The 14,930-nt window shown below is 42.4% G+C and carries 10 protein-coding genes; 8 read left to right on the top strand and 2 right to left on the bottom strand.

Features of this window, described 5'->3' with window-relative positions; all coding sequences use genetic code 11:
* The first annotated feature begins 232 nt into the window (after positions 1-232).
* The 7 genes from AC4CUX_RS13900 to sohB all read left to right on the top strand — a co-directional run bounded on the left by AC4CUX_RS13900 (position 233) and on the right by sohB (position 10,316).
* The gene (locus tag AC4CUX_RS13900) at positions 233-1,606 is read left to right on the top strand and encodes a diaminobutyrate--2-oxoglutarate transaminase (RefSeq protein ID WP_004693606.1); all 1,374 of its coding nucleotides are present in this window, start codon (positions 233-235) and stop codon (positions 1,604-1,606) included.
* 2 nt (positions 1,607-1,608) lie between these two features.
* Positions 1,609-3,141, top strand: a complete 1,533-nt coding sequence (locus AC4CUX_RS13905) for a pyridoxal phosphate-dependent decarboxylase family protein (protein WP_151837280.1) — start codon at positions 1,609-1,611, stop codon at positions 3,139-3,141.
* A gap of 1,092 nt (positions 3,142-4,233) precedes the next feature.
* The gene (locus AC4CUX_RS13910; RefSeq protein ID WP_004693599.1) at positions 4,234-5,259 is read left to right on the top strand and encodes a substrate-binding domain-containing protein; all 1,026 of its coding nucleotides are present in this window, start codon (positions 4,234-4,236) and stop codon (positions 5,257-5,259) included.
* A gap of 104 nt (positions 5,260-5,363) precedes the next feature.
* Positions 5,364-6,743 (top strand): phosphate ABC transporter permease subunit PstC, encoded by a 1,380-nt coding sequence (pstC, locus tag AC4CUX_RS13915; RefSeq protein WP_125280435.1) that lies wholly within the window; start codon positions 5,364-5,366, stop codon positions 6,741-6,743.
* Positions 6,743-8,131, top strand: coding sequence for a phosphate ABC transporter permease PstA (gene pstA, locus AC4CUX_RS13920; protein ID WP_125280434.1), 1,389 nt, complete (start codon positions 6,743-6,745; stop codon positions 8,129-8,131). Before pstC ends, pstA begins: the two co-directional genes overlap by 1 nt.
* 13 nt (positions 8,132-8,144) lie before the next feature.
* The gene (gene pstB, locus AC4CUX_RS13925; RefSeq protein WP_004693593.1) at positions 8,145-9,059 is read left to right on the top strand and encodes a phosphate ABC transporter ATP-binding protein PstB; all 915 of its coding nucleotides are present in this window, start codon (positions 8,145-8,147) and stop codon (positions 9,057-9,059) included.
* A gap of 285 nt (positions 9,060-9,344) precedes the next feature.
* Positions 9,345-10,316, top strand: a complete 972-nt coding sequence (gene sohB / locus AC4CUX_RS13930; RefSeq protein WP_341767780.1) for a protease SohB — start codon at positions 9,345-9,347, stop codon at positions 10,314-10,316.
* 79 nt (positions 10,317-10,395) lie between these two features.
* Here sohB and AC4CUX_RS13935 read toward each other — a convergent pair whose 3' ends face one another.
* Complete coding sequence (locus AC4CUX_RS13935; RefSeq protein WP_125273105.1) at positions 10,396-11,607, bottom strand: aspartate aminotransferase family protein; 1,212 nt, start codon at positions 11,605-11,607, stop codon at positions 10,396-10,398.
* A gap of 162 nt (positions 11,608-11,769) precedes the next feature.
* Between AC4CUX_RS13935 and grxD the strand changes: the two genes are divergently transcribed.
* Positions 11,770-12,111 carry a Grx4 family monothiol glutaredoxin gene (gene grxD / locus AC4CUX_RS13940; protein WP_004693588.1) on the top strand — a complete coding sequence of 114 codons (342 nt, stop codon included), beginning with the start codon at positions 11,770-11,772 and terminating at the stop codon, positions 12,109-12,111.
* A gap of 55 nt (positions 12,112-12,166) precedes the next feature.
* On the opposite strand, the gene AC4CUX_RS13945 is transcribed toward grxD, so the two are convergent.
* A complete protein-coding gene (locus AC4CUX_RS13945) occupies positions 12,167-14,800 on the bottom strand; it encodes a Lon protease family protein (protein ID WP_490747875.1) in 2,634 nt (877 codons plus the stop codon).
* Positions 14,801-14,930: the final 130 nt, after the last annotated feature.

The raw sequence follows: 14,930 nt of genomic DNA on the forward strand, positions 1-14,930 counted from the left end.
CACACTATAAGAGGATAATTTAAGCTATGGTTTGGCATGATATATTTTTTTAGTAAATTTCTGGCAGATAATGTCTAAAAGCTGTTTATTTTATTGAAAATTTCTGTATCATCCGCCTCCTAGTTATGAAGTATCCAAACGCTATCTGACTAGATTTATAAAGCGCCGAGTCAAAGGACCAAAAGTCACCCGACTTATTTCTTTCAACCCATATCAGAGATGGTAATTCGATATGAGCGTTTCTTCTGTAAACCCTGCCACTAATACTACTAACGAATACTATTTGACTCGCCAAAGTCAGATGGAATCCAATGTTCGTAGCTATCCACGGAAATTACCGTTAGCGATAGCCAAAGCATTAGGCTGCTGGGTTACTGATGTTGAAGGTACAGAGTACCTCGATTGTTTAGCTGGGGCAGGAACATTGGCTTTGGGCCATAATCATCCTGCGGTAATTCAAAGTATTCAAGATACACTTGCAAGTGGTCTTCCTTTGCATACTTTGGATTTAACGACACCTTTAAAAGATGCATTTACTGAAGCATTACTTGAACAATTACCAGGCGGTAAGGAAGAGTATTGTCTACAGTTCTGTGGTCCATCTGGTGCAGATGGCACGGAAGCAGCAATTAAATTAGCGAAGACGTATACCGGTCGTAGCACAGTGATTAGTTTCTCTGGTGGTTACCATGGTATGACGCACGGCGCTCTTGCAATGACAGGTAACTTGTCTGCGAAAAATGCTGTAAATGGTTTAATGCCAGGCGTTCAATTTATGCCGTATCCACATGAATACCGTTGCCCACTTGGTTTAGGTGGTGAAGCGGGTGTGGATGCTTTGACATATTTCTTTGAAAACTTCATTGAAGATGTTGAAAGTGGTGTAACCAAGCCAGCTGCTGTCATTCTTGAAGCAATTCAAGGTGAAGGCGGTGTGGTCACAGCGCCAACCAAATGGTTGAAAAAAATCCGCGAAGTGACTGAAAAACACAACATTGTGTTGATTCTTGACGAAGTTCAAGCAGGCTTTGCACGTTCAGGTAAAATGTTTGCATTTGAACATGCGGGTATTGAACCTGACGTAGTGGTGATGTCTAAAGCCGTTGGTGGTAGTTTACCGCTTGCTGTGTTGGGTATTAAACGTAAGTTTGATGCTTGGCAGCCAGCAGGTCACACGGGTACTTTCCGTGGTAACCAATTGGCAATGGGTACTGGTCTTGCAACGATCAAGACCATCAAAGAACAAAACCTTGCGCAAAATGCACAAGAACGTGGTGATTTCTTACAAGCTGAATTTAAAAAGCTTGCTCAAGAGTTCCCATGTATCGGTAACGTGCGTGGTCGCGGTTTGATGATTGGTGTTGAAATTGTTGATGAGCGTAAACCAGCGGACCATATGGGTTCTTTACCTGCAGATGGTCAATTGGCAGCAGCGATTCAAGCGGCATGCTTTAACAACAAATTGTTGTTAGAAAAAGGTGGCCGTAACGGCACAGTCATTCGTTTACTTTGCCCATTGATCATCACTCATGATGAATGTGTTGAAGCGGTTTCTCGCTTCAAGAAAGCAATTGCTGAAGCACTTGTTGCAACTCGAGGCGCGTAATCATGGTTGATTTTGCAGAACACCGTAAGGCGTTACTCTGCAATGATGCTGCATCCATTGCTGACTACTCGTCAGCAATGGACCAAGCGACTAAAGCAGTTGCAGCATGGTTGCAAAACGACAAAATGTACACAGGCGGTAGCATTAAAGAGCTACGCAGTGCGATTGCATTTAATCCTTCTAAAGAAGGTTTGGGTGTACAAAAGTCGCTTGAACGTATGGTTGAGCTTTTCTTAAACAAAAGCTTAAAAGTCCATCACCCGCACTCGCTCGCGCACTTGCACTGTCCAACTATGGTGACCAGTCAAATTGCTGAAGTGCTGATCAATGCAACGAATCAATCGATGGATTCTTGGGACCAAAGTCCTGCAGGTTCATTGATGGAAGTTCAGTTGATTGACTGGCTTCGTCAAAAAGTGGGTTATGGTGCAGGTCAGGCAGGCGTGTTCACTTCTGGTGGTACACAGTCAAACTTGATGGGTGTACTGCTTGCACGTGATGCATGTATTGCGAAAAACTGGAAAGACGAAAACGGTAATCCGTGGTCTGTACAGCGTGATGGCGTGCCGGGCGATGCGATGCGCAACGTCAAAGTTATTTGTTCTGAAAATGCACACTTCTCTGTACAAAAGAACATGGCGATGATGGGCATGGGCTTCCAATCAGTCGTGACCGTTCCTGTGAACGAGAACGCGCAGATGGATGTGGATGCACTTGAAAAAACCATGGCTCACCTTCAAGCTGAAGGTAAGATTGTGGCGTGTGTGGTTGCAACTGCGGGTACGACCGATGCAGGTGCAATTGATCCACTGAAGCAAATTCGTGAAATCACCAACAAATATGGCGCGTGGATGCACATCGATGCGGCGTGGGGCGGTGCTTTAATCTTATCGAACAATCATCGCGATATGTTGGATGGTATTGAGCTTTCTGACTCAATTACGCTGGATTTCCATAAGCATTACTTCCAAACCATCTCTTGTGGTGCGTTCTTGTTAAAAGACGAAGCGAACTATCGTTTCATGCACTACGAAGCTGAGTATTTAAACTCTGCTTATGACGAAGAGCATGGCGTGCCTAACCTCGTGTCTAAGTCACTTCAAACAACACGTCGTTTCGATGCGTTGAAGCTTTGGATGACTGTTGAAGCGCTTGGTGAAGAACTGTATGGCTCTATGATTGACCACGGCGTTACTTTAACTCGTGACGTTGCTGATTATATCAATGCAACTGCTGGTTTAGAGATGTTGGTTGATCCACAATTTGCATCTGTATTGTTCCGTGTGGTTCCAGCAGGCTATCCAGTAGAATTGCTTGATACCTTAAACCAAAACGTTGCAGATGAATTGTTTGCACGTGGTGAAGCGAATATTGGTGTAACTAAAGTAGGCCACAATCAATCATTGAAAATGACGACTTTAAGTCCAGTTGCGACTTTAGATAACGTGAAGAACCTGCTTGGTCTTGTCCTTGCAGAAGCGGATCGTATCAAAGGTTCAATCGCAGATGGAACCTATACACCTGCAATTGCTTAATCGATTGTTTGTGTTAAAAAAGGAGCTGATATCAGCTCCTTTTTTTATGTGTTGTAAATATTAAAATGGATAACATCTATTGGCTAAGCATCTAATTTTAATTATGTTGGAGATGCTTTATTTTTCTATGAAGTAGTTTTCGATATCTGCTTGAACTATGGTTTTCAGGAAAATGAGCTTCAATGCTTAAGACTAAAGCTAAATATTCGGGTTTTTGATTTTCAATAGGCAAATGATTTTCTTCATGAATTTTTAAGTTAAAGGTATGACCTGAATGACAGGCAAGTCCTTGTCATAATCATGGCAATTAGGGGTAAATAAATGTGTTTGGCTAGTGGTCATGGGAAATGTCGCACTCATATGACTTGTCACGCTTCTTACGAAAAATGAATGGTTAAGGCGGCAGTAAGGGGAGGAGAAGTCCAAAATCTCCTTCTTTGAGCTATCTTTTAGAAAAAAGATAAAGCTGTTTCGTCAGAAATACCCATTATTTGGACAAATATTTCTAAAAATAAGAAAGGTACCTGAGTCTAAAAAGTCATAGATTTGCTCTCGTATTCAAGATGAGTATGCTATTTTCTAAGAAATAAATGGGGGATAAAAGGTAAAAATTAAGACCTAAATGACGCTCAATTTTCTAAATATGACACCACTCATTTGTCATTTATAGGTTATGAAATTCTGACAAATGGCGAAAATTTATATGGATTCTGCATATGGGTATACGCAAATTTTTATAGATTAGAAGGGCTATTCAATGTTAAAGAAATCAAAGTCTATGGAGTTCTTTTTTGCTTTATGTATTGATTCTAAATGTGTTTTATTTTTTATAAAAGCGTAAAAGATGTTGATGTAAAATGAACTACGTACTCGTGTTATATCAAAATAAGGAAAATTCTTTAGGTGTTTAAACTGGGTGAAATTGAACAAAGTGTAACGAATCATGGACAAATAAAAATAAACATCATGAAAGTGTCACAATGCTGTAACTTGCTTGTCATATTCTGAAATCAAAATGCAGTTATCCAAAAAAGTACAAGACTGAATAAAAAGTGGCGTACTCCAAAATGTTTAATATGTGAGATAACAAATATGCGCTTAAACCATATCGCACTTGCAGTAGTAGTTTCTGGGGCAGCTGTAGCAACCACGGCAAACGCAGCTCGTGACACAATCCAAATTGCGGGTTCTTCAACAGTTTTACCGTATGCAAGTATTGTTGCTGAAGAGTTTGGCAATACCTTTCCACAATTTAAAGCACCCGTTGTTGGTTCTGGCGGTTCTTCAGGTGGCTTAAAACAGTTCTGTAATGGTGTGGGCGATAACACAATTGATATCGCAAACGCATCTCGTAAAATTAAAGATACAGAATTAGCTGCTTGTAAGAAAGCTGGTGTGAACCAAGTGATCGAAATCAAAATTGGTTATGACGGTATTGTGTTCGCTTCAAATGCAAGCAAAGCAGCATACAAATTACGTCCACAGCACGTCTATGCAGCTTTAGCAGCGCAGTTACCATCTAACGGTAAAATGGTTGCAAACCCATATACACGTTGGAACCAAATTGACAAAAGCCTTCCAAACGAACCAATCACTTTAGTGATTCCAGCATCAAACCACGGTACACGTGAAGTGTTCCAAGAAAAAATGGTTGATGCAGGCTGTGAAACTTATGCAGCAATCAAAGCAATGGATAAAGATGCACAAAAGAAAGCATGTTCAACTTTCCGTAAAGACGGCAAAGTGATTGAGATTGCGGGTGACTACACTGAAACTTTAGCGCGCTTAAAAACGTCGCCTAGCGCAGTGGGTGTGTTTGGTTTAGGTTTCTATGACCAAAACCGTGACAAGTTACGCGTAGCGACAGTGAACAATGTTGCACCATCTGAAAAGACGATTTTGAATGGTTCGTACCCAGTTTCTCGCCCATTATTCTTCTACGTAAAAGGCGAGCACTTGAAATCAATCAAAGGCTTAAAAGAATATACTGAATACTTCATCAGCAAGAAAGTATCAGGTAAAGGTTCTAAGCTTGAGCGTGCTGGTTTGATCTCAATGTCAGACAAAGAGCGTGCAGCAGTTCTTGCGAACTTCAAAGCAGGCAAAGCGGTTAAGTAATTAAGCGTAGAAACAGTCAACGGTAGGCAAGTCCTACCTTTGACGTTTCTTACTAGGATTAAGTTTTTTCAAATAATGAAAATTGAAAGAACCGTGGAGAATACATGAATCTGCTACTTATAGGTGTGTTATTGGCACTGATTGCCATAGCCTATCAAATGGGCTTAAGTCAGAGCCGTAACTTAGCAGGTAAGGGAAATAATTCTGCAAAATTACACTCACGTCCGGGGTATTACGGTGCGTTAGTGGCTTTGTGGTGTGGTATCCCTGCTTTTTTAATTTTGATTGTTTGGAATATTGTTGAACCAAATGTTTTGAATCATGTGGTACTAAATCACGTGCCAGCACAAGTCGCTGCAACCTTAGATGCTGCTAGTACGGATGTGTTGATCAACCGTGTGGAAGCGATTGCTTCAGGTTTTGGTGTCACAGATACACCAGCCGCGTATGAGCTTGCTGCTGCGGAGCAACTGGCGAAGTTTCAAAGCATTGGTACATTTGCCAAAATTGCAGTGGTGATTTGTGCGGCACTGGCAGGTTTGGTCGCTGCGAAAAAGCGCATTGCAACTCAGTTCCGCGCTCGTAACCAAGTTGAGAAAACCATTAATGTTGCACTTGCGCTCTGTTCTGGTGTCGCGATTCTAACCACGATTGGTATCGTGATGTCGATGTTCAGCGAAGCGATGCGATTCTTCCACTTCGTGAGTCCACTCGACTTTTTCTTCGGTACAGAATGGAACCCAGGCTTTAGTACCTCTGGTAATGCAGAAGGAAGCTACGGCTTACTGCCATTACTTTGGGGTACCTTAATGGTCAGTGGTATTGCACTCTTGGTTGCAGTCCCTGTGGGATTAATGATCGCGATCTATCTTGCTGAATATGCATCTTCTGGGTTTCGCTCATGGGCAAAACCAACTATTGAAGTGCTCGCAGGGATTCCAACCATTGTTTACGGTGTATTTGCACTGATGATCATTGGCCCATTCTTTAAAATGCTTGGTGAGTCCGTTGGTTTACACATCAACGCAACCAGTGCACTCACTGCTGGTTTCGTCATGGGTATCATGATTATTCCTTTCGTTTCATCGCTGTCTGATGACATTATCACGCAGGTGCCACGTGCATTACGTGATGGCTCATTAGGTTTAGGTGCGACAAAGTCTGAAACCATTCGTCAGGTGGTGATACCAGCAGCACTTCCGGGCATTATCGGCGCGTTCTTGCTTGCAGCATCACGTGCCATCGGTGAGACCATGATTGTGGTGCTTGCAGCAGGGAACAGTCCTTTACTGCATGCCAATCCACTTGAAGCCATTTCAACTGTGACCATTACCATCGTAAACCAATTGACAGGTGATACTGACTTTGCAAGCCCGCAAGCTTTGGTGGCATTTGCACTGGGTCTGACACTCTTTGTGATTACGCTTGGTTTGAACATTGTTGCACTGTACATCGTGCGTAAATATCGTGAGCAATACGACTAATGACGACTTCTAATAGCACAGCAGATCAAGTATTTGATCCACAACTTGCGGCAGAATTACGAGAAAAGCGTAAGCAAACGATCAGTAATTCATTGGCAAAACGTCACCGTAAAGAAAAAACCTTTCGTTTCTTTGGTTTCTCGGCAGTGATTGCAGGTTTATTCTTTGTCGCGCTACTTTTTGGCAGTATTTTATCGAAAGGCTTACCTGCTTTTTGGCAAAGTAGCATGAGTTTACCCGTGTACTTTGACCCTGCCATTATTACGACAGGTGCAAAACCTGTACAGCGTGCAGGCGAATCTCCAGCACAGTTTGAAGAGCGTTTTATTGCTTGGCAAACTGAAATGGGTATGGTGGATTGGGATGCTTTAATCGTGAATGCCATGATTGCAAAAGACCCAGCACTTGCTTCTAAACGCGATGATTTGGCTTCTTTGTACACCAGTTCTGAAGCGTATCGCTTACGTGATATGGTGATGAAAGATCCATCATTGGTCGGTAAAAAAGAAGACATTAAAGTACTTGCCGATGCAAACGTTGATGTGTGGCTCGCAGGAAATATTGACCGTAGTTTGCCTGATGAACAGCAACAGTTGAGCCCAGAAGTTCGTCAACTTGCCGATGAAATGAAAGCTTCAGGGGTAATGGAAAATACTTTCAATACCAACATTTTCGTTAGTCCAGACTCGCGTAGTTCTCCTGCAACTTCAGGTTTAGCAGGGGCATTCATGGGGTCGCTGTTCATGATGCTGATTGTGATCATTATTTCGATTCCAATTGGTGTGGCATCTGCAATTTATCTTGAAGAATTTGCACCTAAAAACTGGATCACTGACGTCATTGAAGTCAACATTAACAACCTTGCCGCTGTACCATCAATTGTCTTTGGTTTGCTCGGTGCTGCGATCTTTATTGGTTGGATGCATTTACCGCTTTCCGCACCATTGGTCGGTGGTTTGGTACTGAGTTTAATGACATTACCAACGGTGATTATTACGACACGTGCATCGTTGAAAGCTGTACCACCATCAATTCGTCAGGCAGCTTTAGGGCTAGGTGCTTCACGTGTACAAACTGTATTTCATCACGTTTTACCACTTGCACTACCGGGGATTCTAACGGGTGCAATCATTGGTGTAGCACAAGCATTAGGTGAGACTGCACCGCTGTTATTAATTGGTATGAGCGCCTTCGTTGCGAGTGTACCTGCGACTCCATTTGATCAATCGAGTGCTTTACCTGTACAAATTTTCTTATGGCAAGGTAATGAGCTGCGTAACTTCTTCGAAGGGCGTACAGCGGCTGCGATTATTGTTCTACTTGCAATGATGATTGGACTCAACAGTATTGCAATTTGGTTACGTAAGAAATTTGAAGTCCGTTGGTAAGTGAGGGCAAAATATGAATACCGTTGTTAAAAATTCCTTAGATCAGGATCAAACAGTGAATCAAGAACACACTCAATTTACAAACCCGAATACGACCTCAGGTCAGCAGGGTACTTCTTTTGTGTCGCAGTTTGATACACAGACTTCTGCTAAGAAAGATCAGGCACAAGGACAAGTCAAACTCAGCACTTCAGATGTACATGTTTACTATGGCGAAGCTGAAGCGATTAAAGGGATTGATCTGAATATCTACGAAAATGAAGTGATTGCATTTATTGGGCCATCAGGCTGCGGTAAATCGACCTTCTTGCGTACTTTGAACCGTATGAACGACACCATTGATAGCTGTCGTGTGACGGGTAAAGTGATGTTGGATAATCAAGATATTTATGACCCTAACCTTGATGTGGTGTTACTTCGCGCTCAAGTAGGTATGGTATTCCAAAAACCAAACCCATTTCCAAAGTCAATTTTTGATAACGTGGCTTATGGCCCTAAACTCCATGGTTTAGCACGTGATAAGTATGACTTAGAAGAAATTGTAGAAAATAGCTTACGTAAAGCGGGCCTTTGGGATGAAGTCAAAGACCGTTTAAACCAACCGGGCACAGGCTTGTCCGGTGGTCAGCAGCAGCGTTTATGTATTGCACGTACCATTGCGGTGAGCCCTGAAGTGATTTTGATGGATGAGCCATGTTCAGCGCTTGACCCTATTGCAACAGCGAAAGTGGAAGAGCTAATTTCTGAACTTTCAACGCAGTATACGATTGCGATTGTGACGCACTCAATGCAGCAGGCTGCACGTGTATCAGACCGTACCGCTTACTTCCATTTAGGTGACTTGATTGAAGTGAACTCAACGGAGAAAGTCTTCACTCAGCCAGATCATCAGCTAACTGAAGCCTATATTACCGGTCGTTTCGGTTAATACGCATAACTTGAAATATTTGAAAAAACAGAGCCTAAGTGCTCTGTTTTTTTGTTATAAGCAGATATTAAGTCTGGTGACTAAAACAGCCATGATAATGGGTATTGTGTATTGCAGTCATATTGGACAAAAGATGCGAAGGTGTGCTGCCTGAGAGATTGACTCATCTTGTAAATGATTAAATGTGAAAGATAACGCATTACAGAATAAAACAAAAAATGGCTATTGAAAAAAAATGCCATTGACCTAATCTAGGTCATATACCGACGTATTATTTTAGAGAATATAATTTCTATGTTATTTCATTTACCGAAACTTCCCGCTGAAATTCGAATTACACATTTAAATGCGCGTATCAATGAACAACGTAAAAAAATTGCGCAAACTACAGCCTCTAAATTAGAGTTATTGCAGCTGACTCAGCAGTTAGCTAAAGAGTCGCGTCATCGTAAAAAGGCCAATCAAAAAGTTTATATTCTAGATTTTAAAGGTGATACTGCGGCAACAGCGGTAGAAAGCTTACGTGAAGAAATCACCTTGATTTTAGCGACAGTCAAAGCAGGGCGTGATCGTGTTGTGGTGCGTTTAGAAAGCCCAGGCGGTATGGTGCATGGTTATGGTTTGGCTGCTGCACAATTGGTACGTTTACGTGATGCAGGTTTCAATCTCACGATCTGTGTCGATAAAGTTGCAGCGAGTGGCGGTTATATGATGGCATGTATCGCCAATCAGATTATTGCTGCACCTTTTGCAGTTGTCGGTTCAATTGGTGTGGTCGCGCAAGTCCCTAATTTTAATCGTCTGCTAAAAGAACACAATATCGATTTTGAACTGTACACAGCAGGCCAATATAAACGTACAGTGACGATGTTTGGTGAAAATACAGCAGAAGGTAAGGCGAAGTTTGAAGAAGAGTTACAACAGACGCATGTGCTGTTTAAACACTTTGTTGAAAAATATCGTCCACAGCTCAATGTTGAGAAAGTAGCAACAGGTGAGCACTGGTATGGGCAAGATGCTTTAGATTTGAATTTGGTCGATCAGTTACAAACTTCAGATGCTTATTTGCTTAATTTGCTGACTGACCATGATGTTTATGTCATCTCAACGCGTAAGAAACCGACTTTAGGTGAGAAGTTAGGCTTACAAGCTGCGCAAATGGCAGATGCCTTGGTACCAGCAGTCATGAATAAAGTGATGGAAACCTTAACTAAAACCAACGCAAATTTGGTGCAAATGCGTGATCCAAAACTTTAATATTTAGTTGGCCGATTCATTTCAAAAAGTCTGGTTCCGAAATATGCAAAAAGTAATTTTAGAACCAGACTTTTTTGGCTTAAGCCAAGTACGCTTTAATCATTTTCACTAGACGTTCAATCAGTTGATCCGCCTGATCTTTGGTAATATTCAAGGTCGGCAGTAAACGCACCACAGAACCCGCAGTAACGTTAATGATGGTGTGGTATTCATCACGAGCGATGTTGACCAAGTCACCACATGCTTTTGGTAGCTCCACACCAATCATCAAACCAAAGCCACGGACAATCACATTTTGATCGGCAAGTTGCTTACGCAGTTGTTCTACGATGTAAGCACCTTGTTCAGCCGCATTTTGAACGATGTTTTCTTTTTGCATAATGTCGATGATGGTATACACCACACGCGAACCCAATGCTGAGCCACTATACGTTGAACCGTGGTTACCCGCGGTCAGTACACCTACACCACGACCTTGAGTCATCACCGCACCAATGGGGAAGCCATTGCCTAAACCTTTGGCTGTGGTAAGTACATCAGGAATGATGTTGGTGTGTTGGTAAGCAAAGTATTCACCTGTACGGCCATTACCTGTTTGAACTTCATCCAGCATCATTAGCCAGTTGTGTTGATTACAGATTTGACGAATCTCTTCCAAATAGCTAAAGCCTTGCGGAGCAGTGTTGACACCACCTTCGCCCTGAATTGGCTCGACAAAGATTGCGACAATGTCTGGATGGTGAATTGCGGCTTCTTCAATGGCTTCAATGTCGCCGAATGGGACACGAATAAAACCTTCAACCAATGGGCCAAAGCCTTCTTGGACTTTTTTGTTGCCTGTTGCCGATAACGTTGCCATGGTACGCCCATGGAAAGAGTGCTCTGCAACAATGATTTTTGGATTGGCAATGCCTTGCATGTAGCCAAATTTACGGGCAATTTTGATTGCACCTTCATTGGACTCTGCACCACTGTTTGAAAAGAATACTTCTTCCATGCCAGCAACTTCAGCAAGTTTTTGTGCTGCAGCCGTTTGCCAAGGCACTTCAAACAAGTTACTGGTATGAATGAGCGTTGCCGCTTGTTCTGCAATCGCTTCCGCAATGACAGGATGAGCATGGCCTAAACCACAGACTGCAATGCCCGTTAGCGCATCAAAGTATTCAGTGCCATCTTCAGTGTACAGATAAGAGCCTCGACCTCGGACAAAGCTGATCGGCTGACGGCCAAATACTGGCATCAAATGAGAGGGTTGATCAGTTTGTACAGGAGCAAGGGTAATGTTATTCATGACTAACTCTTATCTGTTAGAGGGTAAGTGAAATCCAATATTAAGCAATTATGCTTGTAGTTTTAAAGCCTAAATCTAAATAAAAGTCGAAATATTGCTTTAGGCATACTGTTTTTCTACGTTTTGGGTATAATGCGGGTTAGATTAGTTGAGGATTGATCAATGACTGAACAAGCACGCGATACCGAAGCGTTAATTCGTGACCAAATTGCAAAACACGCTGTACTTCTTTATATGAAAGGCACCCCACAGTTTCCACAATGTGGTTTCTCTGCACGTGCTGTAGAAGCGCTTAGTCAAATTGGTCGTCCGTTTGCTTATGTGAATATTCTTGAAAACCCAGATATTCGTGCTTTGTTACCACAAATTGCAAACTGGCCTACATTCCCACAGTTATGGATCAACGGTGAGTTGATTGGTGGTAGTGACATTATTCTAGACATGTTCCAAAAAGGTGAATTACAACCTTTAGTTGAACAGCATAGTCCAGCACCTGAAGCTTAATCTTCAGTTGTAAAAAAGCGCCATTGAGGCGCTTTTTTTTGTTTGAGGGAAAGGGTTAATCCGCTGTAGTTGCTGTACTTATGGTTTCAGGAGTTTGTTCCGCTGCATTTTCAGTTGCAACTGTCTTCTTTTCAGCTTTTGCCTTTTTTTTGTCCTTCTTCTTTTTTTTCTTTTTCTTCGGCTCTTCTTCAAACTCAGCACCATCTTCAATGGCTTGCCAATAATCTAGCTGATCCATCACCGCCGCATAAATAGACTTCTTGGTATAGCGTCCTTTCTTGTCTAAAGTGCCGACTGGTCGAGCCATAAGTAGTTCAAGCGCTTGATCAATCGTATCTATAGCATGAATGTGGAACTGGCCATTTGAAACCGCTTCAATCACATCTTTACGTAACATTAAATGTTGCATGTTTTGGCGTGGAATAATCACACCTTGCTTGCCAGTTAAACCTTGAAGTTTACATGCATCAAAGAAACCTTCAATTTTCGCATTGACACCACCAATCGGTTGAACTTGACCCAATTGGTTCATTGAGCCAGTAATCGCCCAAGACTGATCAATCGGTAGCTGACTAATTGCAGAGATTAAAGCGGAGAGTTCAGCAACCGTGGCGCTATCACCATCGACTTGACCATAACTTTGTTCAAAAGCAAGCGCGGCAGAGAAGTGTAGGGTTTGTTCACGACCGAAGTGTGCTTTTAAGAATGAGGACATCAATAGCACACCTTTCGCATGCAGAGAGCCACCGAGCTCGACACTACGCTCAATATCTAGAATATCGCCGCCGCCTTGATACACGGAGGCTGTTAAACGTGACGGTAAGCCAAACTCGACATCCGCATAGTGAATGACAGAAAGTGCGTTAATTTGGCCGAGGCGGTGTCCGCGCGTTTCGATGAGCTGTGTACCACGTGACAAATCCTGCCAATAGAGCTCACGTAAATAGCCTAAGCGATATTTGCGATGATCTAATGCCATATTAATGTGTTGATCCGAGACCATTTTATCGCCTGATTGGAAGGCGTGATGATGCGCCTCACGAATCAAATCACCCAAAGTGAGGGCATGCAGAGATAGGGAGCTTTGATCTTCGGCTTGACGACTAGAGTCGGTCAAAAGCGCAGAAAGGGCAGATCGATCAAAAGGAAGTAGTTTATCGGCCTGTACATAGTCTGCGATCAGCTGCATATAGGCTTGTTCATTTACTTCATTACGTTGCAACGTATCAGTAAAGTCGGCACGGATTTTAAAGACACTGCCAAGCTCAGGTTCTACTTCGAGTATTTCATAATAAATTTCAGGCTCAGCCAGTAAAACCACTTTCAAATTAAGCGGGATTGCTTCAGGTTCAATTGAGATACTTCCTGTCAGTGTCAACATATGTTCAAGTGAAGAAAGTTTTAACTGGCCTGATTTTAAAGCACGTTTTAGACCTTGCCATGCATAAGGCTGTTCAAGCAGTTGTTCTGCTTCTAACATTAAAAAACCACCATTGGCTTTATGCAATGTCCCTGGGCGGATTAGGGTAAAGTCTGTAGTAATGGTGCCATGTTGAGTCAGTTGCTCTACATGGCCAAGTAAATTGTAGTGAGTTGGGAAGTCTTCAAAAATAACCGGTGCACCAGCATTGGGTTTATGCGACACAACGACATTGGCTTGATAGCGTGAAGGGATACGACTAAACAGGCCTGGGGTAAAGTCATCTTCTTCTTGTTCGAGTACAACCTCGACATTGTTAATAATGTCTTCAGCATAATATTTTAAATAGTCTTTTAAGCCCTCAACCTCAGCAAACTTAGTCAGTAACTGTTCGACTTTAGGTAATAAAACTTGCTTGGCAATATCGCGGTTCAATACTTGAACTTTATCGCGGGCATCTTCCTCCAAGTCGCCTAAATGCATGCCTAAACGCTCAAGTTTTTTATCCATATGGCGTATATTGGCATTAATTTCAGAACGCTCTTTCGAGCTTAACGCATTGATGTCGGCCTGCGTCATTTCCAATACTTTATCGTCTACATACTGGACGGGAATAAAGCAGTGCTCATCATTACGAGAGATCAGTTTGAGGTCGAGTTCTTCACCTTCTTGAGTCAATTCAATCAAGGCTTGTTGCTGAACGTCACCCGTTTGTTGGTGAATGGCTTCTATACGGTTGTGGTAGGTTTCAGCAGTAAAGCGGCGCTCGAGCTGCTTTAAAGTGGTTTGCCATGTTTGATGTAACATGGTTTGAAATTTTACTGCCTGACCCGCAGGCAACTCTAAAGCAATCGGTTGACGTGGGCTTTTAAAATTATAAACGTAAACCCAATCGTTCGGTGTTGGCATATTTTTGGCGTGTTGTTGGAGTAACCGCTTGACCATGGTGCGCTTGCCCAAGCCAGCTGTCCCTACGGCAAAGATGTTATAGCCAGAGTAAGGTAATGAAATGCCTGCTTCAACTGAAGCACGTGCACGGTCTTGCCCTAAAAAATTATTGAGCGGTTTAATACGACGCGTTGAGGCTGGAATCTTATCCAGAGCAGGGGTGTGCGTCAGTTGCTCTGCTTGAAGTTGTGTCTTTGCTAAGGTCGTTTGAATTTCGGGTTGGTCAAATGCTGAACTAAGGTTGTTTTCTGGATTTTCTTGACTATTTAATGCGGGTGGTACAGATATAGAAGAGCTCATTTGATCGTGTTTTTGGGTCACTTTGAAATCCGAAACTAAAGATTGCGTTAGAAACTTAAAGGTATACAGGTTTAATGCAAAAGATCAAGCAAAGTCGCAGTGTTTGTCGACAAAAATAGAACATTGATTTTATAAATCAGGTTGAAACAAA

Source organism: Acinetobacter sp. 231_lipA, assembly GCF_058243005.1.